This window comes from Pseudomonas sp. PONIH3, assembly GCF_002934345.1.
Taxonomy (GTDB): Bacteria; Pseudomonadota; Gammaproteobacteria; order Pseudomonadales; family Pseudomonadaceae; genus Aquipseudomonas; species Aquipseudomonas soli.
On record NZ_CP026386.1, the window covers coordinates 2,432,714 to 2,457,132 of the forward strand.

Genomic DNA, 24,419 nt, shown 5'->3' on the forward strand with positions numbered 1-24,419 from the left:
CATGTCGAAGTTCTTTATCGATCGCCCGATCTTCGCCTGGGTGATCGCCCTGGTGATCATGCTGGTCGGCGCCCTGTCGATCCTGAAGCTGCCGATCAACCAGTACCCGAGCATTGCCCCGCCGGCCATCGCCATCTCCGTCACCTACCCGGGCGCCTCGGCGCAGACGGTGCAGGACACCGTGGTGCAGGTTATCGAGCAGCAGCTCAACGGTATCGACAACCTGCGTTATGTGTCGTCGGAAAGTAACTCCGACGGCAGCATGACCATCACCGCGACCTTCGAGCAGGGCACCAACTCGGACACCGCGCAGGTCCAGGTACAGAACAAGCTGAACCTGGCCACCCCGCTGCTGCCGCAGGAAGTGCAGCAGCAAGGTATCCGCGTCACCAAGGCTGTGAAGAACTTCCTGCTGGTGATCGGCCTGGTGTCCGAAGACGGCAGCATGACCAAGGACGACCTGGCCAACTACATCGTCTCCAACATGCAGGACCCGATCTCGCGGACCGCAGGCGTGGGCGACTTCCAGGTGTTCGGTGCGCAGTACGCCATGCGCATCTGGCTGGATCCGGCCAAGCTGAACAAGTTCCAGCTGACCCCGGTTGACGTGCGCACCGCGGTCGCCGCGCAGAACGTGCAGGTGTCCTCCGGCCAGCTTGGCGGCCTGCCGGCACTGCCAGGTACCCAGCTCAACGCCACCATCATCGGCAAGACCCGTCTGCAGACCGCCGAGCAATTCGAGAAGATCCTGCTCAAGGTCAATGCCGACGGCTCCCAGGTACGCCTGGGGGACGTGGCTCAGGTCGGCCTGGGCGGTGAGAACTACGCCATCAGCGCCCAGTTCAACGGCAAGCCGGCCTCGGGCCTGGCGGTCAAGTTGGCGACCGGCGCCAATGCTCTGGATACCGCCAAGGCTCTGCGCAAGACCATCAGCGACCTGGAACCGTTCTTCCCGCCGGGGGTGAAGGCCGTGTTCCCATATGACACCACCCCGGTGGTTACCGAATCGATCAGCGGCGTGATCCACACCCTGATCGAAGCGGTGGTCCTGGTGTTCCTGGTGATGTACCTGTTCCTGCAGAACTTCCGCGCCACCATCATCACCACCATGACCGTGCCGGTGGTGTTGCTCGGGACCTTCGGCATCCTCGCCGCCGCCGGCTTCAGCATCAACACCCTGACCATGTTCGCCATGGTCCTGGCCATCGGCTTGCTGGTGGACGATGCCATCGTCGTGGTGGAGAACGTCGAACGGGTGATGTCCGAGGAAGGGTTACCGCCCAAGGAGGCGACCAAGCGCTCCATGGAACAGATCCAGGGCGCCCTGGTGGGTATCGCCCTGGTACTGTCGGCAGTACTGTTGCCGATGGCCTTCTTCGGCGGCTCCACCGGTGTGATCTACCGCCAATTCTCCATCACCATCGTCTCGGCCATGGGCCTGTCGGTGCTGGTCGCGCTGATCTTCACCCCGGCCTTGTGCGCCACCATGCTCAAGCCGCTGAAGAAGGGCGAGCACCATGTCGCCAAGCGCGGCTTCTTTGGCTGGTTCAACCGCAACTTCGACCGCAGCGTCGTCGGCTATGAGCGTAGCGTCGGCACCATCCTGCGCAACAAGATCCCGTTCCTGCTGGCCTACGCGCTGATCGTGGTCGGCATGATCTGGCTGTTCGCCCGCATCCCGACCGCATTCCTGCCGGAAGAAGACCAAGGCGTGCTGTTCGCCCAGGTGCAGACCCCGGCCGGTTCCAGTGCCGAGCGCACCCAGGTAGTGGTCGACCAGATGCGCGAGTACCTGCTCAAGGACGAAGCCGATACCGTTTCGTCGGTGTTCACAGTGAACGGCTTCAACTTCGCCGGTCGCGGCCAGAGCTCAGGCATGGCGTTCATCATGCTCAAGCCCTGGGGTGAGCGCTCGAAGGAGAACAGCGTGTTCGCCCTTGCCCAGCGCGCGCAGATGCACTTCTTCGGCTTCCGTGACGCGATGGTATTCGCCTTCGCCCCGCCAGCGGTACTCGAACTGGGTAATGCCACCGGCTTCGACGTCTTCCTCCAGGACCGCGCCGGGGTCGGCCACGCTAAGCTGATGGAAGCGCGCAACCAGTTCCTGGCCAAAGCCGCGCAGAGCAAGATCCTCAGCGCCGTGCGTCCTAACGGCCTGAACGACGAGCCGCAGTACCAGCTGACCATCGACGACGAACGCGCCAGTGCCTTGGGCGTGACCATCGCCGACATCAACAACACCCTGTCGATCGCCCTGGGCGGTAGCTACGTCAACGACTTCATCGACCGTGGCCGGGTCAAGAAAGTCTACATCCAAGGTGCGCCCAACGCCCGGATGAGCCCGGAAGACCTGCAGAAGTGGTACGTGCGCAACGGCAAGGGCGAGATGGTGCCCTTCTCGTCATTCGCCAAGGGCGAATGGACCTACGGCTCGCCGAAGCTGTCGCGCTACAACGGCGTGGAAGCGGTCGAGATCCTTGGTACCCCGGCACCAGGCTACAGTACCGGTGAAGCCATGGCCGAAGTCGAGCGTATCGCCGGCGAACTGCCAACCGGCATCGGCTTCTCCTGGACCGGCATGTCCTACGAGGAAAAACTTTCCGGCTCGCAAATGCCGGCACTGTTCGCCCTCTCGGTGCTGTTCGTGTTCCTCTGCCTGGCAGCGCTGTATGAAAGCTGGTCGATCCCGATCGCAGTCGTGCTGGTCGTGCCACTGGGTATCATCGGTGCCCTGCTCGCCACCAGCCTGCGCGGCTTGTCCAACGACGTGTACTTCCTGGTCGGCTTGCTGACCACCATCGGCCTGGCGGCGAAGAACGCCATCCTGATCGTCGAGTTCGCCAAGGAGCTGCACGAACAGGGCCGCAGCCTGTACGACGCGGCCATCGAAGCATGCCGCATGCGTCTGCGCCCGATCATCATGACCTCACTGGCGTTCATCCTCGGCGTGGTACCGTTGACCATCGCCAGTGGCGCCGGCGCGGGTAGCCAGCACGCCATCGGCACCGGTGTGATCGGCGGCATGATCAGTGCAACCATACTGGCCATCTTCTGGGTACCTCTATTCTTCGTCGCAGTGTCGTCGCTGTTCGGCAGCAAAGAGCCGAAAGAACACGCCACCCCTGAAACTCCACGTTATGAGGCTGGGCAATGACCAAGTCTTTGTTGTCCCTGGCGGTAACCGCCTTCATCCTCGGCGGTTGCTCGCTGATCCCCGACTACCAGACGCCAGAGGCGCCGGTGGCCGCGCAGTGGCCTCAAGGCCCAGCGTACTCGCCGACCCAATCGGCCGACGTCGCCGCGGCCGAACAGGGCTGGCGCCAGTTCTTCCACGACCCGGCGCTGCAGCAGTTGATCCAGACGTCGCTGGAAAACAACCGCGACCTGCGGGTCGCGGCGTTGAACATCGACGCCTACCGCGCGCAGTACCGCATCCAGCGCGCCGACCTGCTGCCGGCGGTTTCCGCCAATGGCAGCGGCAGCCGCCAGCGGGTGCCGGCGAACATGTCACAAACTGGCGAGGCGAATATAACCAGCCAGTACTCGGCCACCCTGGGTGTCAGTGCCTATGAGCTGGACCTGTTCGGCCGGGTGCGCAGCCTGACCCAGCAGGCCCTGGAAACCTACCTGTCCAGCGAACAGGCGCGCCGCTCCACGCAGATCAGCCTGGTGGCCAGCGTGGCCAACGCCTATTACACGTGGCAGGCCGACCAGGCGCTGTTGAAACTGACCGAGGAAACGCTCAAGACGTACGAAGAGAGCTACAACCTCACCCGCCGCAGCAATGAGGTGGGCGTGGCCTCGGCCCTGGACCTGAGCCAGGCGCGCACCGCCGTCGAAGGCGCTCGCGTCAAGTTGTCGCAGTACCAGCGCCTGGTCGCCCAGGACCTGAACAGCCTCACCGTGCTGGTAGGTACCGGCGTGCCGGCCAACCTGCCCAAGCCGCTGGAGCTCAATGCCGACCAGCTGGCCGAAGTGCCGGCCGGCCTGCCGTCCGACATCCTGCAGCGCCGCCCCGACATCCAGGAGGCCGAGCATCTGCTCAAGGCCGCCAACGCCAACATCGGCGCAGCGCGGGCAGCGTTCTTCCCGAGCATCAGCCTGACCGCCAACGCCGGTACCCTGAGCCCGGATATGGGCGGGCTGTTCAAGGGTGGTTCGGGCACCTGGCTGTTCCAGCCGCAGATCAACCTGCCGATCTTCAACGCCGGCAGCCTGCGGGCCAGCCTGGACTACTCGAAGATCCAGAAGGACATCAACGTCGCCAAGTACGAAAAGACCATCCAGACCGCCTTCCAGGAAGTCGCCGATGGCCTGGCCGCACGCAAGACGTTCGAAGAGCAACTGCAGGCGCAACGCGACCTGGTCGCGGCCAACCAGGACTACTACCGCCTGGCCGAGCGCCGCTACCGCATCGGTATCGACAGCAACCTGACCTTCCTCGATGCCCAGCGCAACCTGTTCAGCGCCCAGCAGTCGCTGATCGGTGATCGCCTGTCGCAGTTGGTCAGCGAGGTCAACCTGTACAAGGCCCTCGGCGGCGGCTGGTACGAGCAGACCCAGCAGCAGGCTTCGATCCAGACACCGAAAGGCTGACTGGACCGGTAACGGCACCAAGCCCACCCTCGCGGTGGGCTTTTTGTTGCGCGGTCACATTGCGTTCGATAACCGCCCCGTTCCGCTTGCAACGAATTGCCTAGCCCCCACCCTCCCCCGCACCATCGCCCCCGCAACGTTGCACAAGTTCTCTCTAAAGATGCCCATCCCTGCGGCCGTACCCGCAGCGACCCGGCTCGCCCAATAAAAACAAGAGATCCACGACAGATGAGCACTTTGCAACCCGCACGCCAGCTGCTGCCCGGCCTGTTGGCCCTGTCCTGCGCCCTGCCCGGCGTGGCCGCCGAAGGTGGCTTCCTGGAAGACGCCAAGGCCAGCCTCAACCTGCGCAACTTCTACATCAACCGCAACTTCGTCGACCCAGCCAATCCCCAGGGCAAGGCCGAGGAATGGACCCAGAGTTTCATTCTCGACGCCCGCTCCGGCTTCACCCAAGGCACCGTCGGTTTCGGCATCGATGTGCTGGGGCTTTACTCGGTCAAGCTCGATGGCGGCAAGGGCACCGCCGGCACCCACCTGCTGCCGGTGCATGACGACGGCCGCCCGGCGGACGATTTCGGCCGCCTGGGGGTGGCGTTCAAGACGCGCCTGTCGCAGACCGAACTCAAAGTCGGCGAATGGATGCCGGTGCTGCCGATCCTGCGTTCGGACGATGGCCGCTCGCTGCCGCAGACGTTCCGCGGCGGTCAGCTCACCTCGAAGGAGATCGACGGCCTGACCCTGTACGCCGGCCAGTTCCGCGGCAACAGCCCGCGCAACGATGCGAGCATGGAAGACCTGTTCATGCAGGGGCGTGCCGGTATCACCTCTGACCGCTTCAACTTCGCCGGCGGCGAATACAGCTTCAACGACAAACGCACGATGCTCGGCCTGTGGGATGCCCGGCTGAAAGACATCTATCGCCAGCAGTATCTGAACCTGGTGCACAGCCAGCCGTTGGGCGACTGGACCCTGGGCGCCAACCTGGGCTACTTCCTCGGCAAGGAGGATGGCAGCGCCCGCGCCGGCGACCTGGACAACCGCACCACCTCGGCCATGCTCTCGGCGCGCTACCAGGGCCACACCTTCTATATGGGCCTGCAGAAGGTCAGTGGCGACGACGCCTGGATGCGCGTCAACGGCACCAGTGGCGGCACACTGGCCAACGACAGTTACAACGCCAGCTTCGACAATGCCAAGGAGCGCTCCTGGCAACTGCGTCACGACTTCAATTTCGTCACCGTCGGTATCCCCGGCCTGACCTTGATGAACCGCTACATCAAAGGCGACAACGTGCATGCCGGAGGGGTGGACGATGGCAAGGAATGGGCCCGGGAGACCGAGCTGGCCTACGTGGTGCAGGCCGGAACCTTCAAGGACCTGTCGGTGAAGTGGCGTAATTCGACCATGCGCAGGGATTTCAGCAGCAACGCGTTCGATGAGAACCGCTTGATTGTCAGCTACCCGTTCAATCTTCTTTGAAGCCATCGCGGGAAGCCCGCTCCCACGCCGCCCGCACAAAACAGGAGCGGCATGGGAGCGGCGATGCGGCGACCCGACTTGCCTCGCGATTGGACCTGCCGTCCGGCAAATAACCAAATAACATATGCAAATCAAATAACATTCTTTGACGCTATATGTAACAAGCCGCTAAAACCAAGCTCCGATCCCCGCACCAGAGCCCGAGCATGGACCTCCGCCAACTGCGCTATTTCATCGCCCTCACCGAATACCGCAGTTTCGTCCGCGCCGCCGACGCCATGGGCATCACCCAACCCGCCTTCAGCCGCGCAATCCAGAACCTCGAACATACCTTTGGCTGCGCCCTGGTCGATCGCGCCAGCAAGGCATTGCCCCCCACCCCCGAGGGCCATGTGGTGTTGCAACATGCCCGTCGCCTGGTCCAGGGCGCCGCGCAACTGAACAACGACGTCCTGCAGATGACCAAGCTCGATGCCGGAGAGCTGCACTTCGGCAGCGGCCCGGCCCTGGCCGTGCGCCTGGTGCCCCAGGCCCTGCAACATTTCATCAGGACTCATCCCGGTATCCGCACCGACCTGCTGGTGGACAATGCCGAGCGCCTTGGCCAGGCCCTGCGTCGCGAGCAGATCGAGTTTTTCGTCGATGACGTGCGGCCCTTCGAGGCCGATCCCAACTTCCACACCGAGGCACTGTCCCCGCGGCCAGGCCTGTTCTTCTGCCGCCCCGGGCACCCATTGCTGGCCAAGGACAGCCTGTCGACCAACGACCTGTTCGCCTACCCGCTGGCCAGCGCCCTGCTGGCCCCCGGCGTGCGCAAACGCCTGGCCAATCTCAGCGGACGCACCGACTTCACCCCGCACCTGCAGACCGAGCACCTGGCGGTGCTGCGCAGCGTGGTGCTGGCCAGCGACGCCATCGGTACGGCCAGCGAAGAGGCGGTGGTCGAGGACCTGGCCGCCGGCCATCTGGTGCGTCTGCACTGGCGCAACCTGCCGCCAGGTCTGCAAGTACTCAGCGTGCGTTGTGGAGTGATCAGCCGCAGTGGCCAGCGCCTGTCACCGGCGGCGCAGGCAATGATCGACACGCTGGTCAGCCTGGATGCTGCCCCATCGCCCGCAGACGTGACGCATCGACAATCTCCACCTCGCCATAGCCCAGGCGCACCACGCCGGCCTGTTCGAGGCTCCTGAGGATCTGGTTGATGGTCTGGCGCGACAGCGACAGCATCAAGGCCAGCTGTTCCTGGGACACCTGCAGCCGCCATTGGGCGACATCGCGCTCACCGTAGCCCTCGGCCATCTGCAACAGCCGTTGCGCCACCCGCGGCGCGGCGGCCAGCAGGCTCTGCTGCTCGAGGGCGACGAACACCCAGCGCAACTTGTGGCTCATCAGCAGGGCCAGGTCGCGCCAGTACTCTGGCTGGCGGGCCAACCATTCCAGCAACGGCGCCTGGGGAATCCACAGCAGGCGTGTCGGCCCCTCGGCATAGGCGTCATGGGTGCGCGGCTGGCCATCGAACAGGCTGATCTCGCCGAACCAGTGGGGTGACTCGACCAGCGTCAGCAACGCCTCCTTGCCTGCGCTGCTGACCGCCCCGACCCGCATCGCCCCTTCGAGTACCGCATACAAGCCACACGGCGCATCGCCGCGCTGGAACAGTCGCTGCCCCGCTGCCAGCTCACGCGGACGGCCCAGGGCCAGCAGACTATCCTGAACGGTAACGGGCAACTGCCGGAACCATTGGCCATGCAGCAGCTGGGTACGCGGATCGTGCATGGCACCTCGCAAAGCGAACTCTGTCGGCCAGGCGACAGACGACGATGAATGGACAGGGGCAAGCTGTGCTCACCCCTGATGGAGGAACAACAATGAAAAACCTCGTCGAGCACTTGAGTCAATACGCGGCCTACCACCGCGATCCACGCAACATCGCCACCCACTTCATCGGCATTCCGCTGATAGTGCTGGCCGTGACCGTGCTGCTGTCACGCCCGGGCTGGGAGGTGGTGGGCCTCTGGCTGTCGCCAGCGCTGCTGCTGGCGATCTGGTCAGTATGGTTTTACCTGCGCCTGGACCTGCGCTTCGGCCTGGTGATGGGCCTGCTGCTGGGCTTGTGCCTGTGGGCCGGCCACGCGCTGGCCGTGCAGAGTACCGGGCTGTGGTTGAGTGCCGGGCTGGGTGCGTTCGTGGTGGGCTGGATCATCCAGTTCGTCGGACATGCCTACGAAGGGCGCAAGCCGGCATTTGTCGATGACCTCAGCGGGCTTATCATCGGCCCGCTGTTCGTGGTGGCGGAGCTGGCGTTCATGGTTGGGCTGTGCGGCGAGCTGAAAAAGGCCGTGGAGGCCAATGCCGGGCCTGTTGCCGTTCGCCAGAAGAAAGCAGTCGTGTGAAGTGATCGCGGGGCAAGTCGCGGCGGTGCGCCGATGCGACTTGCCCCGCGATGCGTTACTGCCTGGACTCCACCCCAAGTTCATCCCACACCGACTCGGCCAGGTGGAACGTGGCATTGGCCGCCGGGATGCCGCAGTAGATCGCGCTCTGCATGATCACTTCCTTGATCTCCTCCCGCGTCACGCCATTGTTGGCGGCCGCGCGCAGGTGCAGCTTGAGTTCGTCGTTGCGGTTCATGCCGATCAGCATGGCGATGGTGATCAGGCTACGGGTGTGCCGTGGCAGGCCGGGGCGGGTCCAGATATCGCCCCAGGCGTGCCGGGTGATCATCTCCTGGAACTCGCCGTGGAAATCATTGAGCTTTTCCAGGCTGCGGTCCACGTGGGCATCGCCGAGCACCGCGCGACGCACCTGCATGCCGGCTTCGTAACGTTGTTTCTCATCCATGGCAGGTTCCTCAGCGGGCCAGCAGGAAATCGAGCACACGGGCGGTGAAGGCCGCGCCGATCTCGACGTTGGACAGGTGCGCCGCCGGGAACTCGGCATAGGTCGCGTTGACGATGCGGCGGTGCATGAAGCGGCCATGCTCAGGCGTGGTGACCACGTCCGCGGTGCCCGCCACCACCAGCGTCGGCACCTGGATGCGCCCCAGCTGTTCGCGGTAATCGGCATCACGTACCGCCGCGCAGTTGGCGGCATAGCCTTCTGGGCTGGTGTACGCGAGCATCTGGCAGATGCGCTGGGCCTCGGCCGGCTGCGCCTGGGCGAAGGCCGGGGTGAACCAACGGGCGATGGAGCCATCGCGCAGGTCCGCCATGGCTTGCTGCCCCCCCTTGAGCACCGTGTTGATGCGAGAGTTCCAGACCTCGTCGTTGGCGATCTTCGCCGCGGTGTTGCACAGGGTCAGGCTGTGCAGGCGGTGGCCGGCGTTGATGCCCAGCCACTGGCCGATCAGGCCGCCCATGGACAGGCCGACGAAGTGCGCATGCTCGATGTCCAGCGCATCGAGCAGGGCCAGCACGTCGCCCCCCAGCTGTTCGATGCTGTAGGGGCCTTGAGTGACCAGCGAGCCGCCATGGCCACGGGTGTCGTAGCGCAGCACGCGAAAGTGTTCGCTCCAGGCGGGAATCTGCACATCCCACATGCCCAGGTCGGTGCCCAGGGAGTTGGACAGCACCAGCACCTGCGCATCGGCCGGGCCATCGAGTTGGTAGTTCAGTACGCCATCGGCCAGTTGCAAAAGCGCCACAGCGGTCTCCTATCAGGCAGTGAAACGTTGATGTTCGGCCACGGCGCGCGCCACCCAGACGCGGGCCTGGCCCAGGTAATGGGTGGGGTCGAGCAGGCGGTCGAGCTCGTCGCCGGACAACTCGGCGTTGACCTGCGGCTCATCACCGAGCACTGCACGCAGATGGCGCCCTTCGGCCACGGCGCGCTGGCAGCACTGCTCCAGCAGGTGATGGGCACGGTCGCGGCCCAGGCGTTGGGCGAGGACAATACTGACCGCCTCGGCCAGCACCAGGCCCTGGGTGAGGTCGAGATTGCGGCGCATGCGTTCGGCGTCCACCTCCATGCCTTCGGCGATTAGCTGGGCCTGGCGCAGTGCTCCGGAGACCAGGCAGCAGATCTCCGGCAGGGTTTCCCACTCGGCGTGCCACAGGCCGAGGCTGCGTTCGTGCTCCTGGGGCATCGCGCTGAACAAGGTCGAGAGCAGCCCGGGCACGCGGGTAGCGGCGCCGATCAACACCGCCGCCCCGACCGGATTGCGTTTATGCGGCATGGTCGAGGACCCGCCCTTGCCCGGTGCGGCGGGTTCGAACAACTCGCCTGCCTCGGTCTGCATCAGCAGGCTGACGTCACGGCCGAACTTGCCCAGGCTGCCGGCGACCAGGCCCAGCACCGAGGCGAACTCCACCAGGCGGTCGCGCTGGGTGTGCCATGGCTGTTCAGGCAAGGTCAGCTTCAGTTGCGCGGCCAGGGCCTCGGCCACCGGCAGCGCTTTGCTGCCCAGCGCCGCCAGGCTGCCGGAAGCGCCACCGAACTGCAGTACCAGCAGGCGCGGGCGCAGTTCCTTGAGGCGTTGCCGATGGCGAGTGAGGGCGCCGAGCAAACCGGCCAGCTTCATGCCCAGCGTCACCGGCGTTGCATGCTGCAGCCAGGTCCGCCCCACCAGCGGCGTGTCGGCATGCTGCAATGCCTGATGCGCCAGGGTGTCGGCCAGCTTGCCGAGATCGTTTTCGAGCAATCCCAGGGCATGGCGCAGTTGCAGCACCAGGCCGCTGTCCATCGCATCCTGGCTGGTAGCGCCCAGGTGCACGTAGCGCTCGGCCTCGGGTACGCCACTGGCGACCACCTTGCCCAGGGCCTTGACCAGCGGGATCGCCGAATTGCCGGCCACCGCGATGGCGTCGGCCAGCGCCCGGGCATCATAGCGCTCGGCCTTGCAGGCCGCCTCGATGGCAGTCACCGCCGTGTGCGGCACCAGCCCGGCGGCCGCTTCGGCACGGGCCAGGGCCGCCTCGAAGTCGAGCATGCCCTGCAGCCGGCCCCGGTCGGAGAAAACCTCGCGCATGGCCGGGGCGGTGAAGTAGGCGTCGAACAGTTGGTTGCTCATGCAACGTCCTTAGTGATCATGGTGCAGGTACGCCGCCTGCTTCGGCAGGCGCAGGCTGAACAGGAAAGCCACCGCCATCATGGCGGTCACGTACCAGTAGAAGGTGTTCTCCATCCCCAAGGTTTTCAAGCCCAGTGCCACGTATTCGGCCGAGCCGCCGAACACCGCGTTGGCCACGGCGTAGGCCAGCCCCACGCCCAATGCGCGAACCTGTGGCGGGAACATCTCGGCCTTCACCAGGCCGCTGATGGAGGTGTAGAAGCTGACGATGCACAAGGCCAGGGTCACCAGCACGAAGGCCATGAACGGGCTGGTCACGGTCTTCAGCGCCATCAGCAAGGGGACGGTGAATAGCGTCCCCAGGGCGCCGAACAGCAGCATCGAATTACGCCGACCGATGCGGTCGGAGAGCATGCCGAACAGCGGCTGCAGGATCATGAACAGGAACAGCGCGCCGGTCATGACGAAACTGGCGCTCTTGGCGTTCATGCCGGCGGTGTTGACCAGGTACTTCTGCATGTAGGTGGTGAAGGTATAGAAGATCAGCGAACCACCGGCGGTATAGCCCAGCACCGTGATAAACGCGGCAGCGTGATTGCGGAACAGCCCGCTGATGCTGCCGGCATCCTTGTCCTGGCGGGTCTCGGCGCTGCTGGTCTCCTTCAGCGAACGGCGCAGCATCAGCGAGATCAACGCGGCAATGGCACCGACCACGAACGGGATGCGCCAGCCATAGGCGCGCAGTTCGTCCTCGGTGAGCAGTTGCTGCAGGATCACCACCACCAGCACCGCCAGCAACTGGCCGCCAATCAGGGTGACGTACTGGAACGAGGCAAAGAAACCGCGTTGGCCACGCAGCGCCACTTCGCTCATGTAGGTGGCGGTGGTGCCGTACTCACCGCCCACCGACAGCCCCTGGATCAACCGCGCCAGGAGCAGCAGCGCTGGCGCCCAGGTGCCGATGCTGGCGTAGGTGGGCAGGCAGGCGATGATCAGCGAGCCGCCGCACATCATCAGCACCGAGATCATCAGCGAGTTCTTGCGCCCGTGACGGTCGGCCAGGCGGCCGAAGATCCAGCCGCCGATAGGGCGCATCAGGAAGCCTGCGGCGAACACGCCGGCGGTGTTGAGCAACTGCACCGTGGGGTCGTCGGAGGGGAAGAAGGCCGGGGCGAAGTAGATGGCGCAGAAGGCGTAGACATAGAAGTCGAACCATTCCACCAGGTTGCCCGACGAGGCGCCGACGATGGCGAAGATACGCTTGCTGCGTTCTTCGCCGGTGTAATAGGTTGAGGTCATGGTGCGTTTGCTCCTGGAGGGTCACAGGTAATTCTAGACATACCTGGTTACACACTCGTTCCGCCTTGCCCGTGCGTCATGGCGGGACAAGCCCGCTCCCACGTAGCCTGGCACAGGCATTTTCGTGGGAGCGCCGGGTTCCAAAGGATCAGACCCTTTCAATAGCCAACGCCAACCCCTGCCCAACGCCCACACACATGGTCGCCAACCCCTTGCGCCCGCCGCTCTTCTCCAGCTGATGCAATGCCGTCAGCACCAGACGTGCCCCGCTCATGCCCAGCGGATGCCCCAGGGCGATGGCGCCACCGTTGGGGTTCACCTGTGGAGCGTCGTCTGCCACACCCAGCTCGCGCAACACCGCCAGGCCCTGGCTGGCAAAGGCTTCATTGAGCTCGATGACATCGAAGTCGGCCACGGCAATGCCAAGGCGCTCGGTCAGCTTGCGCACCGCGGGGACCGGGCCGATGCCCATCACCCGTGGCGCCACACCGGCGCTGGCCATGCCCAGCACCCGGGCACGTGGGGTCAGGCCGTGCGTCTTCACCGCCTCGGCCGACGCCAGAATCAGCGCGGCGGCACCGTCGTTGACACCCGAGGCGTTGCCAGCGGTAACGCTCTTGTCCGGGCCGTTGACTGGTTTGAGCTTGGCCAGTGCCTCCAGCGTGGTCTGCGGGCGCAGATGTTCGTCGTGCTCGACCACCGTCTCACCCTTGCGGTGCTGGATACGCACCGGCACGATTTCCTCGGCGAAAAAGCCGGCGGCCTGCGCGGCGGCAGCCTTCTGCTGGCTGCGCAGGGCGAAGGCATCCTGGTCGGCACGCGATACCTGGTAATCATCGGCGACGTTGTCGGCGGTCTCGGGCATCGAGTCCACACCGAACTGGGCATTCATCAACGGATTGACGAAACGCCAGCCGATGGTGGTGTCCTCGAGCTTCATGTTGCGCGAGTAGCCGCTCTCGGCCTTGCCCATCACGAACGGCGCGCGGGACATCGACTCGACGCCACCGGCAATCGCCAGCTCCATTTCGCCGCTGGCGATGGCCCGGAAGGCGCTGCCGACGGCGTCCATGCCCGACGCGCACAGGCGGTTGAGGGTCACGCCCGGGACACTGTGTGGCAAGCCGGCCAGCAACAGCGCCATGCGCGCCACGTTACGGTTGTCCTCGCCAGCCTGGTTGGCACAGCCGAAGAACACTTCGTCGAGCCGGTCCCATTGCACACCCGGGTTACGCTCGATCAATGCCTTGAGCGGCACTGCCGCCAGGTCGTCGGCGCGCACGCCGGCCAGGGCCCCGCCGAAACGGCCGATAGGGGTACGAACAGCGTCGCAGATGAAGACGTCACGCATCAGGCTTCTCCTGCCGTCTGGCCATGGGCGGCGGCGGTACGCGCTTCGAGATCGCGCAAAGCGGACAGCTCTACCTCGCTGGGTGCCGCGGTTTGCTGCACGCCCTCGGCAAAGCGGATCGCCCAGCCAGTGGCTTTGATGATCTGCTCGCGGGTCACGCCTGGGTGGATCGAGGTGACCACGAACTCGTGGGTATCTGCCTCCGGCTCCATGATGCACAGGTCGGTAATGATGCCGACCGGCCCCTCTCCCGGCAGGCCAAGGCGCTGGCGCGAATCGCCGCCTTCGCCATGGCCGACCGAGGTGATGAAGTCGAGCTTGTCGACGAAGGCCCGCGGCGACTGCTTGAGGATGATCAGCACCTGCTTGGCGGAGCCGGCGATCTCCGGTGCGCCGCCTGCACCCGGCAGACGGGTCTTCGGTGCGTGGTAGTCACCGACCACGGTGGTGTTGATGTTGCCGAAGCGGTCGACCTGGGCGGCGCCGAGAAAGCCGACGTCGATGCGCCCGCCTTGCAGCCAGTAGCGGAAGATCTCGCCGGTCGGCACCACGGTGTCGGCGGTCTCGGCCAGCTCGCCGTCTCCGATGGACAGCGGTAGCACGCTGGGCTTGGCACCGATCGGGCCGGACTCGTAGATCAGCACCACGTCGGGCGATGAGGTCAGGCGCGCAAGGTTGGCGGCCTTCGACGGTAGGCCGATGCCGACGAAGCAGACGGCGCCGTTGCGCAGGCGACGGGCGGCGGCGACGGTCATCATTTCGGAAGTGGAGTAGCTCATTGCGCGGCCTCCGCGGTGCTGGCCAGCCTGGCCTGGAATTCGGTGAAATCGGCGGTGCCACGGATATAGGTGTCGATCCAGGCAGTGAACGACTCACGGTTACGGGCAATCGGATCCCAGGCCTGGTAGAAGCGGTTGTCGCGCTCGTAGTAGCCGTGGGCGTAGGACGGGTGGGCGCCGCCGGGCACCAGGCACACCGCGCTGAGGGCCCAGGTCGGCAGCACACAGGCATTCATCGGTGCCTGCAGGTCATCGACGATCTCCTCGACGGTGACAATGCAGCGCTTGGCTGCAAGCGCCGCTTCCTTCTGCACGCCGAGAATGCCCCACAGCAGCACGTTGCCCTTGCGGTCGGCCTTCTGCGCATGGATCACGGTGACGTCCGGGCGCACCGACGGCACGGCGGCGAGCACTTCGCCGGTGAACGGGCAAGTGACAGACTTGATCAGCGGGTTGACCTTCGGCAGGTCGGAGCCGGCGTAGGCGCGCAGCACCGCGAACGGCAGGCCGGAGGCGCCGGCGACATAGGCGTTGGCCAAGTCGGCGTGGCTGTGCTCCTCGATCTCGATGGCGTGGGGCCACTGTTTTTCCACCGCGTCGCGCAGGCGGTGCAGCGAACCGACGCCGGGGTTGCCGCCCCAGGAGAAGATCAATTTGCGCGCGCAGCCGGCGCCAATCAGTTGGTCGTAGATCAGGTCCGGGGTCATGCGCACCAGGGTCAAGTCGCGCTTGCCCTGGCGAATGATCTCGTGGCCGGCGGCGGTCGGGATCAGATGGGTGAAACCTTCGAGGGCGACACTGTCGCCATCCTGGATGAACTGCTTCACGGCCTCGTGAAGCGAGAGGATTGCTGCCATTGGAGACTCCTGGTCAGGTCGAGTCGGGTCAGTGAGCAGCGGACCGATGCATCGCTGCGATGGGCCCAGATTAAGGAGACTGAGGGGGTTATCTCAATCCGATAATCGCACTTTTGTGCGATTATCGAACAATTTGTTACCCTGCTATTTATACGATCCTGCAGGAGCGAGCCTCCCAGACCTCAGGTCGCATCCGCGTGGCTGACCAACCCTTTCACCACGACAGCCACCGCGGCCAATGCCGCTGGCACCAGCAGTGCCGTCAGCACCTGCTCGAAATTCCACCCCAACCCCAGCAGCGTAGCCCCGCTCCAGGCGCCGAGAATCGCGCCGAAGCGACCGATCCCGAGCATCCAGGAAACGCCTGTGGCACGGCCTTGGGTCGGATAGAAGCGCGCCGCCAGCGAGGGCATGGCCGATTGCGCGCCGTTCACGCACATGCCGGCAACCAGCACCAGGGTCGCCAGCAAGGTGATGTTGCCCAGGCTCTGTCCAACGGCGTAGGCGAACACACCTGCGAGCAAATAGAAGATGCCGATCACCTTGTGCGGGTTGAAACGGTCCATGGCCCAACCCACTGCCACCGCGCTCAGCACCCCGCCAAACTGGAACAATGCGCCGATGAAAGCGGCCTGCTCCATGCTTGCGCCGCTGTCGCGCATCAGGGTCGGCAGCCAGCTGGTCAGCAGGTAGACGATCACCAGGCCCATGAAATAGGTCAGCCACAGCAATACGGTGCCCAAGCCATAGGTACCCGAGAAGATCACCGCAAACACGTTGCGCGCCGCCACCGCCTTCTGTTCCGGCACGCGGAAGCTCGATGCCTGGGCTACCTGTTCAGGATTGATCGGCGCCAGGGTCTTGCGCACCTTGTCGGCGCCGCGATTGCGCACCACCAGAAAGCGCGCCGACTCCGGCAACCAGGCCAACAGCACCACGGCCAGCAGCAGCGGCAGCACGCCACCGATCACCAGCAGGCTGTGCCAGCCGTAGGCCGGGATCAGCTTGGCCGAGATGAAACCACCGCCGGCCATACCCAGGTTGAAACCACAGAACATGCTGGTCACCAGCAACGACTTGAGGCGCTCCGGGGTGTATTCCGACAACAAGGTGGTGGCGTTGGGCATGCCAGCCCCCAGGCCCAGACCGGTCAGAAAGCGCAACACCAGCAATTGGTCGACATTGCTCGCGTAGGCAGAGGCCAGGCTGAAGCCACCGAACACCAGCACCGCTCCTACCAGCACGCCCTTGCGCCCGAAGCGGTCGGCCAGCGGGCCGGAGCCGAGGGCGCCGAACACCATGCCGATCAGTGCGGCGCTCATCACCGGGCCGAGACTGGCCCGGTCGATGCCCCACTCGTGGGACAGCGCCGGGGCGATGAAGCCCATGGCGGCAGTGTCCAGCCCATCGAGAAAGACGATCAGGAAGCACAGGATCACCACCCGCCACTGATAACGGGACAGCGGCTGGGCGTTGATGAAGGACTGGACGTCGAGGCAGTTGCCGACAGCGGATTGTGGCTTGTTCATTATTTTTATCCGGGAGTTGGGCACAGGCAGGCTACCGCGCAGGGCGGTTGCACTGGAACAGGGAACAGCGGATACGACGGCCGAGGCTCAGCCGGAGTGCAGCAGCACCGTGCGCGGGTGCGACCGCGACAGCGAAGGGACAGTGGTCATGGGGATGCCCTCGGGCCTGTTGTTATTATCCGGTCGGCGCAGCCGACAGGTGCGACAGACATTAATCAGCAGGCGTGGGCGGCGCAATTCGCCGAGAGCGACACTGTGCGTTTATCGAACAGGAAACGGCGTGATGTGTTCAACGCTCCTGCGCACGAGCAAAGTACGGTGTTGCTTGCAATGGCCGCATCACTGGAAAGCCAGCTGAGCCGGGTCGCTACGGGCGCCTGCTTTTCGGCGTTGGGGCGCAATGCGCCCCGGCGGGCTCAGCCAAATAGCTGATGACATAAATCCCTGCTTGCCGCCAGCAAGATCGGCAGGAAACGCTGCTCCAGCTCCCCGCGGCTGACGCGGCCGACATGAGTACTGACATTAAGCGCCGCCAGCACTTGACCGGATGCGTCATAGATCGGCACCGCAATCGAGCGCAACCCTTGTTCCAGCTCCTGGTCCACCACGCACCAACCTTGCTCACGCACCTGCTGGATACAGGCAAATAACGACTCCGGATCATGCAGGGTACGGCTGGTTCGGGCCTTGAGGTCGGCTCGTTCCAGGTATTCGTGCAGGCTGGCATCATCCAATGCCGCCAGCAGGATACGGCCCATCGAAGTGCAGTAGGCCGGCAATCGCCCGCCGACTGAAAGGTCGACCGAGATCAGCCGTTCGACCGTTGCGGAGCGTGCGATATAGAGAATGTCATCGCCCTCCAGCGTGGCCATGTTCGCCGCCTCGTGGAGCTGGTCGCTGATGCGATCCAGATAAGGCTGAGCCGACACCGCCAATGGCGTGGATGACAGGTAGGCATGACCAAGGGTCAACACTTTGGGCAACAGCGAATAGGTACGCCCGTCAGTGGTCGCATAACCCAGCTTCATCAGGGTATGCAGGCAGCGCCGCACCGCGGCCCGCGGGATCTCCGTTCGGTGGCTGATCTGGGCGATGGTCAGGTGGCGCTTGCGCTCCTGGAAGGCCTGGATCACTGCCAGGCCACGGGCTAGGGAGGTCATGAAGTCGGGGTCGCCGGTGAACGCCTGGATACGCTTGGCCGCCGATGCCACGATCGGCGGGGCCAGGGTGGGGCTGCTACTGCGTGCGGACTCGTGGGCTGACTGGCCGCTGGTTTCTTCACTCATGGGCATGCCTCAAAAAAATCGCTACCTCGTGCGATTATCGAACGAACGGCCGATAATCGCAATTGACCGCTGACACTTTTGCTTATACCTTTCCCCTGCCACATGTGGCTTCTTTGGAGAGACTGGTCAGGTACCCACCGTAGAAGTCCCAGGCAACGGCCTCGCCCTTAAGCGAGGCCGTTTTCATTTCTGACAGTGGCCGGCGAACTTTGCTTGCCATCGACTTGAACCTTTTGAATGCCTGCACGACAAAGGGCATATAGGCTGCACAACAAACTTCAGGTCTATTGTCAGTTGCAGGTAAAGAACGATAGCCTTCAACCGGGCGATTGCTATAATTGCCGGTGTTGATTGCAAGCACCGTTTAACGGATCCAATCGACGCATTTTCGTTGCCTTTAGACTGCCAGTCCCTGCCTTTGCAGTGGCTCGCCGTGTGCTGCACCGCAGCTTGCCAACTCATACATTGCCATTTCGCTGCAATGAATTGTTCGGCTTGCCGACATATCCGCATTCTGCGTGTGTATTTAAAGGCTGACGCCCAACTTCAACCTAATCAGGTATTACTGTGACGAAAGAAGAACTGCGCGCGGAACTCGAGCGCCAGGCTGAACGTTACAAGGATGTTTACGGTGGTGAAGTCACCACCTATGCCGCGCAACCCGATCCGGAACGCAAGCCCTGGCGTAAACGTGCCAGCGTTCTCGACCAGGCGTTCGCCCAGGAAATCGAGAAGATCGAAAAGGAACTGCGCAGCGACGACAACTGAAGCCGATCGATGCCAATGCGCTATCACCCAGGAAGGGTCTGAGGCCAGCCGGGTGAGCAAAAACCTGTGATATGAAATGGAATCACACAAATTTCATACAGTCGTTTTAATTGCGAAAGCCCAGTAAAAATCACCTCAAATAGCTGATTTTCCTGAATTTTATCGATTTTTAACGGCGTTTTTTTGCGATTACCCGGCACCTGGCTGCTTGTGCCATGTTGGCATTTGCCTGCCATCGGTCAGCCGCAGGTGCATCGATTGCCATCGTTTTCTGGCATAATCCGCCCCCCCTAAGACCGCCAGACAACCTTCATGATCGATTTATTCAGCGGACTGGATGCCTGGGTTATCGTGAGCCTGACGCTCGCTCTGACCTTCGTGCTCGCCTTCGAGTTCATCAATGGCTTTCATGACACCGCCAACGCGGTAGCCACCGTCATCTATACCAAGGCCATGCCACCGCACCTCGCCGTGTTCTTCTCTGGCGTGTTCAACTTCCTCGGCGTTCTGCTCGGTGGTGTCGGGGTGGCCTATGCCATCGTCCACCTGCTGCCGGTCGAACTGCTGATCAATGTGAACACCGGCCACGGCCTGGCCATGGTTTTCTCGTTACTGGCCGCCGCCATCACCTGGAACCTGGGCACCTGGTACTTCGGCATTCCGGCGTCCAGCTCGCACACCCTGATCGGCTCGATTCTCGGGGTCGGCCTGGCCAACGCCCTGCTCAGCGACATTCCGCTGGGTGACGGCGTCAACTGGCAGAAGGCCATTGATATCGCCATGTCCCTGGTGCTCTCGCCAATGGCCGGCTTTGCTGTCGCCGCCCTGGTGCTGATTGGCCTGAAATGGTGGCGCCCGCTGTCGAAGATGCACAAGACCCCTGACCAGCGCCGCAAGCTTGACGACAAGAAGCACCCGCCGTTCTGGAACCGCCTGGTGCTGGTGATCTCGGCCATGGGTGTGAGCTTCGTGCACGGCTCCAACGATGGCCAGAAAGGCATCGGCCTGATCATGCTGGTACTGATCGGTATCGTCCCGGCCAAGTTCGTCCTCGACCTGAACAGCACCACCTACCAGATCGAGCGCACCCGTGACGCCACCTTGCACCTGAGCCAGTTCTACCAGCGCAACGCCGCCACCCTTGGCGAGTTCCTGGCGCTGGGCAAGGCGCAGGCAAGCGACCTGCCGGAGCAGTTCAGCTGCAATCCACAGCAGACCGAGCCCACCATCGCCGCGCTGCAATCGTCGCTCGCCGGTGTGACCGACTATCGCGCCCTGAGCGCCGAGAAGCGCGTCGAAGTGCGCCGCTACCTGCTGTGCCTGGACGACACGGCGAAGAAGGTCGGCAAGCTGCCTGGCCTGGAGCCTCGTGAAAAGGCTGACCTGGATAAACTGCGCAAGGACCTGACCGCCACCACCGAATACGCCCCGTTCTGGGTGATCGTCGCCGTCGCCCTGGCCCTGGGCCTGGGCACCATGGTCGGCTGGAAACGCGTGGTGCTGACCGTTGGCGAGAAGATCGGCAAGCAGGGCATGACCTATGCCCAGGGCATGTCGGCCCAGATCACCGCGGCCTGCGCCATCGGCATGGCCAACGTATTCAGCCTGCCGGTGTCCACCACCCACGTACTGTCGTCCGGCGTGGCCGGTACCATGGTTGCCAACAAGAGCGGCCTGCAAGGCGGCACCGTGAAAACCATCCTGCTGGCCTGGGTGCTCACCCTGCCGGCGTCGATGGGCCTGGCAGCCGGCCTGTTCTGGCTGGCCACCAAGGCCATTAGCTGAGTGCTGATGCAGTACTGAAAAAGGCGCCCCTTACAGGGCGCCTTTTTCGTGGGAGCGGCGGTGCGCCGATGCGATTTTCTCCGCGTTTAGCCCAATAAGGCTTAACGTTTCTTCCCGCCCAGCAGCGACCCCATCAACCCCCGCACCAACTGGCGCCCCAACTGATTGGCCGCTTGGCGCACCGCCGATTTGATCGCCTGCCCCGCCGCGCTCTGCAGGAACTCGCCGGCCTTGTCGGCAAAGCTGTCTTCCCCGGCCTTGGACTGGGGAACCGGCTCCACCGGCGCGCCCTTGCGCTGCGTGAGCATTTCATAAGCCGACTCACGGTCGATCGGCTTGTCATAATGCCCCGCCAACGGCGACGCCGCGATCAGCGCACTGCGCTCAGCCACGCTCAAGGGTCCGATCCGCGACTGTGGCGGCGCGATCAACACCCGCTGAACCATGGCTGGCGTGCCCTTCTCTTCCAAGGTGCCGACCAGGGCTTCGCCGATACCGAGCTCGGTAAGCACCGCCAAACTGTCGAACGCCGGGTTCGGCCGAAACCCATCAGCCACTGCACGCAATGATTTCTGCTCCTTGGCGGTGAAGGCGCGCAGGCCATGCTGGATGCGCAAGCCCAACTGGGCCAATACCGCATCCGGCAGATCCCCCGGCGACTGAGTGACGAAATACACTCCCACGCCCTTGGAGCGGATCAGCCGCACCACTTGCTCCAGGCGGTCCTGCAACGCTTTGGGCGTGCCGTTGAACAGCAGGTGCGCCTCATCGAAGAATAACGCCAGCACAGGTTTGTCGGCATCGCCGCGCTCCGGTAGTTGCTCGAACAGTTCTGCCAGCAGCCACAGCAGGAACGTCGCATAGACCTTAGGGGCATCATGTACCAAGCGGCTGGCATCGAGCAGGTGGATGCGGCCGCGCCCGTCGCCCTCGGGGCGCAGCAGGTCTTCGAGCTGCAGCGCCGGTTCGCCGAACAATGCCTCGGCCCCTTGTTGCTCCAGGGTCGCCAGCCGGCGCAAGAGAGCCTGCGTGGAAGCACTGGTCATCAACGCGCCGTCCTCCCCCAGCAATTGCGGGTTTTCCTTGAGGTGCGCGAGCAGGGCCTTGAGGTCCTTCAGGTCGAGCAACAGCAAGCCCTCACGGTCGGCTACCTTGAACGCCGCATACAAGGCCGCCTGCTGGCTGTCGGTAAGCTCCAGCAGATTGCCCAGCAGCAGCGGCCCCATTTCACTCAAGGTGGTACGCAGGGGATGCCCTGATTGGCCCGCGACATCCCACAGGGTCACCGGGTAGCCTTGGGGCGTGTGTTTCAGCCAGGGCATCCCGGCAATCCGCTCGGCCACCTTTCCCTGCGGCGCACCCGCCGCCCCGAGACCACACAGGTCGCCCTTCACATCCGCGGCAAAAACCGCCACCCCGGCGTCACTGAACAGCTCGGCGAGATGTTGCAGGGTAACCGTCTTGCCAGTCCCCGTGGCACCGGCCACCAGGCCATGCCGGTTGGCCAGGCGCATGGCTTGGGATATGGGCTGACCATCCGGGCTTGCACCTACAACCATTCGTAAGAAATCTGACATCTTCTTTCATCCCCCACTCAAGTTCTGCCGCGTTACAGCCGATAGTTCAGAGTGACTCTTACCAGAAAGACAGTAACAACCCGAAAAGGACCCACGGGAATTGTTGCACTGTTTTCCAGCCGTGCTTTGTGCGAACGACCCGATAAAAACCTTAGCGGACACGATCACGTTATGAACAAAAGCCTTCGTTTCAGCCACAAGATTCTTCTGGCGGCATCACTGATCGTGATACTCGCCTTCAGCCTGTTCACCCTGTACAACGACTATCTCCAGCGTAATGCCATTCGCGAAGACCTGGAGAACTACCTGGCCGAGATGGGTGAATCGACCTCCACCAACATCCGCAACCTGTTCGAAGGACGCATCAAACTGGTCGACAACGTCGCCCAGAACCTCGCACAGTTCCCACAGAACACCGGCACACTGCTGGGCCAGAACGCCCTCACTTCGAGCTTCCTGACCATCTACCTGGGCCAGCCTGACGGGACATTCACCGTACGCCCGGACACCAAGATGCCCGACGGCTACGACCCGCGCGTGCGGCCCTGGTACAAGGACGGCCTGAACGCCAGCGGCCCGATCCTCACTGAACCCTACATCGACATGGCCACCAACAAGATGGTCATTTCGATCATCAGCACCGCCTCGCGCTCGGTGGGTGTGGTCGGTGGCGACCTAGCCCTCGACGGCCTGGTGGAGATCATCAACTCGCTGAACTTCGGCGGCATGGGCTATGCCTTCTTGGTCAATGACCAAGGCAAGATCCTGGTGCACCCGGACAAGAACCTGGTGATGAAGTCGCTGTCGGACCTGTTCCCACAGAACACACCGCGGCTATCCAGCGAGCTGACCGAAGTGACGCTCAATGGCGAAACCCGGCTGCTGACCTTCACCCCGGTCAAAGGCTTGCCGTCGGCCAACTGGTACATCGGCCTGTCGGTGGACAAGGACAAGGCCTTCTCGATGCTCAGCACCTTCCGCACCTCGGCGGTGATCGCCACAGTGGTTGCGGTAGTGATCATCATCGCCCTGCTCGGCCTGTTGATCCGCGTACTGATGCAGCCGTTGCACACCATGACCCGTGCAATGTCGAACATCGCCGAAGGCGAAGGCGACCTGACCCGCCGCCTGGAAATCCACAATCACGACGAGTTCGGCATCCTCGGCACCGCCTTCAACCGCTTCGTCGAACGCATCCATGGCTCGATCCGTGAGGTGTCATCGGCCACCGAACAGGTCAACGAAGTGGCATTGCGGGTCATCAGCGCCTCGAACTCATCGATGGCCAACTCCGACGAGCAGTCCAACCGCACCAACAGCGTCGCCGCCGCCATCAACCAGCTCGGCGCCGCTGCCCAGGAGATCGCCGGCAATGCCGCCCAGGCCTCGCAGCACGCCAGTTCCGCTCGCCTGCTGGCAGAGGAAGGTCAGCAGGTGGTGCAGCGCAACATCGATGCGATGAACCGTCTCTCGGACCTGATCGTCACCTCCAGTGAGCATATCGAGACGCTGAACAACAAGACCGTGAACATCGGCCAGATCCTCGAGGTGATCACCAGCATTTCCCAGCAGACCAACCTGCTTGCCCTCAACGCCGCCATCGAGGCTGCCCGCGCTGGCGAGGCCGGCCGTGGTTTCGCCGTGGTCGCCGACGAGGTACGCAACCTGGCGCACCGCACCCAGGAGTCGGCGCAACAGGTGCAGACCATGATCGAGGAGCTGCAGGTCGGCGCCCGCGAGTCGGTCGACACCATGGGCCAGAGCCAGCGCCACAGCCAGGACAGCATGGACATCGCCAATCAGGCCGGTGAGCGCCTGGGCAGCGTCACCCAGCGCATCGGCGAGATCGACGGCATGAACCAGTCGGTGGCCACCGCGACCGAAGAACAGACTGCCGTGGTCGATTCGATCAACATGGACATCAACGAGATCAACATGCTCAATCAGGAAGGCGTCGAGAACCTGCAGGCCACCCTGCGCGCCTGTTCGGACCTGGAGCAGCAGGCCGGTCGCCTCAAACATCTGGTCGGCAGCTTCCGCATCTGACCCTTCACCCGCTCCCACCCTGCGTGGGAGCGGGCCCAGCCAAACCCTGATCGAAC

19 protein-coding genes and 1 pseudogene are annotated in these 24,419 nt (G+C 63.7%); 9 read left to right on the plus strand and 11 right to left on the minus strand.

Translation table 11 applies throughout. The features are described from left to right. Position 1: 1 nt before the first annotated feature. From ttgB to C3F42_RS11305, 4 genes are all read left to right on the plus strand, one after another. Positions 2–3,154, plus strand: coding sequence for a multidrug efflux RND transporter permease subunit TtgB (ttgB, locus tag C3F42_RS11290; protein WP_023630221.1), 3,153 nt, complete (start codon positions 2–4; stop codon positions 3,152–3,154). Beyond that, positions 3,151–4,596 (plus strand): AdeC/AdeK/OprM family multidrug efflux complex outer membrane factor, encoded by a 1,446-nt coding sequence (locus C3F42_RS11295; protein WP_038705526.1) that lies wholly within the window; start codon positions 3,151–3,153, stop codon positions 4,594–4,596. The genes ttgB and C3F42_RS11295 overlap by 4 nt, the downstream gene beginning before the upstream one ends. A 228-nt stretch (positions 4,597–4,824) precedes the next feature. Beyond that, on the plus strand, positions 4,825–6,078 hold the full coding sequence (locus C3F42_RS11300; protein WP_094010164.1) for an OprD family porin: 1,254 nt from the start codon (positions 4,825–4,827) through the stop codon (positions 6,076–6,078). A 206-nt stretch (positions 6,079–6,284) separates the two neighbouring features. Next, entirely contained in the window at positions 6,285–7,268 is a 984-nt protein-coding gene (locus C3F42_RS11305; RefSeq protein WP_094010165.1) for a LysR family transcriptional regulator, read from the plus strand. On the opposite strand, the gene C3F42_RS11310 is transcribed toward C3F42_RS11305, so the two are convergent. Next, positions 7,168–7,854 carry a Crp/Fnr family transcriptional regulator gene (locus C3F42_RS11310; protein WP_023631937.1) on the minus strand — a complete coding sequence of 229 codons (687 nt, stop codon included), beginning with the start codon at positions 7,852–7,854 and terminating at the stop codon, positions 7,168–7,170. The genes C3F42_RS11305 and C3F42_RS11310 overlap by 101 nt on opposite strands. Positions 7,855–7,946: 92 nt before the next feature. Between C3F42_RS11310 and C3F42_RS11315 the strand changes: the two genes are divergently transcribed. Beyond that, positions 7,947–8,471, plus strand: a complete 525-nt coding sequence (locus C3F42_RS11315) for a DUF962 domain-containing protein (protein WP_094010166.1) — start codon at positions 7,947–7,949, stop codon at positions 8,469–8,471. Between the two features lie 55 nt (positions 8,472–8,526). On the opposite strand, the gene pcaC is transcribed toward C3F42_RS11315, so the two are convergent. The 9 genes from pcaC to pcaR form a co-directional block, all read right to left on the minus strand. Then, positions 8,527–8,919: a 4-carboxymuconolactone decarboxylase gene (gene pcaC / locus C3F42_RS11320; protein ID WP_104444452.1), complete on the minus strand. Its 393-nt coding sequence runs from the start codon at positions 8,917–8,919 to the stop codon at positions 8,527–8,529. A 10-nt stretch (positions 8,920–8,929) separates the two neighbouring features. Beyond that, positions 8,930–9,721, minus strand: a complete 792-nt coding sequence (gene pcaD / locus C3F42_RS11325) for a 3-oxoadipate enol-lactonase (protein ID WP_104444453.1) — start codon at positions 9,719–9,721, stop codon at positions 8,930–8,932. Positions 9,722–9,733: 12 nt separating this feature from the next. Beyond that, on the minus strand, positions 9,734–11,086 hold the full coding sequence (locus tag C3F42_RS11330; RefSeq protein ID WP_094010168.1) for a 3-carboxy-cis,cis-muconate cycloisomerase: 1,353 nt from the start codon (positions 11,084–11,086) through the stop codon (positions 9,734–9,736). A gap of 9 nt (positions 11,087–11,095) precedes the next feature. After that, positions 11,096–12,385 (minus strand): MFS family transporter, encoded by a 1,290-nt coding sequence (locus C3F42_RS11335; protein WP_023632037.1) that lies wholly within the window; start codon positions 12,383–12,385, stop codon positions 11,096–11,098. A gap of 148 nt (positions 12,386–12,533) precedes the next feature. Beyond that, positions 12,534–13,739, minus strand: coding sequence for a 3-oxoadipyl-CoA thiolase (pcaF, locus tag C3F42_RS11340; protein ID WP_177182878.1), 1,206 nt, complete (start codon positions 13,737–13,739; stop codon positions 12,534–12,536). Next, entirely contained in the window at positions 13,736–14,515 is a 780-nt protein-coding gene (locus C3F42_RS11345) for a CoA-transferase subunit beta (RefSeq protein ID WP_023632036.1), read from the minus strand. Before C3F42_RS11345 ends, pcaF begins: the two co-directional genes overlap by 4 nt. Next, positions 14,512–15,372 (minus strand): CoA transferase subunit A, encoded by an 861-nt coding sequence (locus C3F42_RS11350; RefSeq protein ID WP_094010170.1) that lies wholly within the window; start codon positions 15,370–15,372, stop codon positions 14,512–14,514. The genes C3F42_RS11345 and C3F42_RS11350 overlap by 4 nt, the downstream gene beginning before the upstream one ends. Positions 15,373–15,554: 182 nt before the next feature. Continuing rightward, positions 15,555–16,901, minus strand: coding sequence for an MFS transporter (locus C3F42_RS11355; RefSeq protein WP_038705520.1), 1,347 nt, complete (start codon positions 16,899–16,901; stop codon positions 15,555–15,557). A gap of 416 nt (positions 16,902–17,317) precedes the next feature. Further along, positions 17,318–18,187: a pca regulon transcriptional regulator PcaR gene (gene pcaR / locus C3F42_RS11360; protein WP_094010171.1), complete on the minus strand. Its 870-nt coding sequence runs from the start codon at positions 18,185–18,187 to the stop codon at positions 17,318–17,320. Between the two features lie 567 nt (positions 18,188–18,754). Here pcaR and C3F42_RS11365 point away from each other — a divergent pair. Both C3F42_RS11365 and C3F42_RS11370 read left to right on the plus strand, forming a co-directional pair. Continuing rightward, positions 18,755–18,955 carry a hypothetical protein gene (locus C3F42_RS11365; RefSeq protein WP_023629966.1) on the plus strand — a complete coding sequence of 67 codons (201 nt, stop codon included), beginning with the start codon at positions 18,755–18,757 and terminating at the stop codon, positions 18,953–18,955. Positions 18,956–19,267: 312 nt separating this feature from the next. Next, complete coding sequence (locus C3F42_RS11370) at positions 19,268–20,740, plus strand: inorganic phosphate transporter (RefSeq protein WP_023629967.1); 1,473 nt, start codon at positions 19,268–19,270, stop codon at positions 20,738–20,740. A gap of 101 nt (positions 20,741–20,841) precedes the next feature. Here the strand turns inward: C3F42_RS11370 and C3F42_RS11375 are convergent, their stop codons facing one another. Further along, positions 20,842–22,317 carry a helicase HerA-like domain-containing protein gene (locus tag C3F42_RS11375; protein WP_094010172.1) on the minus strand — a complete coding sequence of 492 codons (1,476 nt, stop codon included), beginning with the start codon at positions 22,315–22,317 and terminating at the stop codon, positions 20,842–20,844. A gap of 315 nt (positions 22,318–22,632) precedes the next feature. On the opposite strand from C3F42_RS11375, the pseudogene C3F42_RS30230 reads away from it, so the two are divergent. After that, positions 22,633–23,457: pseudogene (locus C3F42_RS30230) on the plus strand (cache domain-containing protein); the annotation flags it as partial. Positions 23,458–23,598: 141 nt separating this feature from the next. After that, complete coding sequence (locus C3F42_RS30235; protein WP_371041571.1) at positions 23,599–24,363, plus strand: methyl-accepting chemotaxis protein; 765 nt, start codon at positions 23,599–23,601, stop codon at positions 24,361–24,363. Positions 24,364–24,419 lie beyond the last annotated feature (56 nt).

Bases quoted from the DNA above. Each gene is read 5' to 3' on its own strand.
- C3F42_RS11345 (WP_023632036.1), bottom strand. From the start codon at position 14,515: ATGAGCTACTCCACTTCCGAAATGATGACCGTCGCCGCCGCCCGTCGC.
- C3F42_RS11370 (WP_023629967.1), top strand. From the start codon at position 19,268: ATGATCGATTTATTCAGCGGACTGGATGCCTGGGTTATCGTGAGCCTG.
- C3F42_RS11305 (WP_094010165.1), top strand. From the start codon at position 6,285: ATGGACCTCCGCCAACTGCGCTATTTCATCGCCCTCACCGAATACCGC.
- C3F42_RS11315 (WP_094010166.1), top strand. From the start codon at position 7,947: ATGAAAAACCTCGTCGAGCACTTGAGTCAATACGCGGCCTACCACCGC.
- C3F42_RS11375 (WP_094010172.1), bottom strand. From the start codon at position 22,317: ATGTCAGATTTCTTACGAATGGTTGTAGGTGCAAGCCCGGATGGTCAG.
- ttgB (WP_023630221.1), top strand. From the start codon at position 2: ATGTCGAAGTTCTTTATCGATCGCCCGATCTTCGCCTGGGTGATCGCC.
- C3F42_RS11330 (WP_094010168.1), bottom strand. From the start codon at position 11,086: ATGAGCAACCAACTGTTCGACGCCTACTTCACCGCCCCGGCCATGCGC.
- C3F42_RS11335 (WP_023632037.1), bottom strand. From the start codon at position 12,385: ATGACCTCAACCTATTACACCGGCGAAGAACGCAGCAAGCGTATCTTC.
- pcaC (WP_104444452.1), bottom strand. From the start codon at position 8,919: ATGGATGAGAAACAACGTTACGAAGCCGGCATGCAGGTGCGTCGCGCG.
- C3F42_RS11300 (WP_094010164.1), top strand. From the start codon at position 4,825: ATGAGCACTTTGCAACCCGCACGCCAGCTGCTGCCCGGCCTGTTGGCC.
- C3F42_RS30235 (WP_371041571.1), top strand. From the start codon at position 23,599: ATGGCCAACTCCGACGAGCAGTCCAACCGCACCAACAGCGTCGCCGCC.
- C3F42_RS11350 (WP_094010170.1), bottom strand. From the start codon at position 15,372: ATGGCAGCAATCCTCTCGCTTCACGAGGCCGTGAAGCAGTTCATCCAG.
- pcaR (WP_094010171.1), bottom strand. From the start codon at position 18,187: ATGAGTGAAGAAACCAGCGGCCAGTCAGCCCACGAGTCCGCACGCAGT.
- C3F42_RS11355 (WP_038705520.1), bottom strand. From the start codon at position 16,901: ATGAACAAGCCACAATCCGCTGTCGGCAACTGCCTCGACGTCCAGTCC.
- C3F42_RS11295 (WP_038705526.1), top strand. From the start codon at position 3,151: ATGACCAAGTCTTTGTTGTCCCTGGCGGTAACCGCCTTCATCCTCGGC.
- C3F42_RS11310 (WP_023631937.1), bottom strand. From the start codon at position 7,854: ATGCACGATCCGCGTACCCAGCTGCTGCATGGCCAATGGTTCCGGCAG.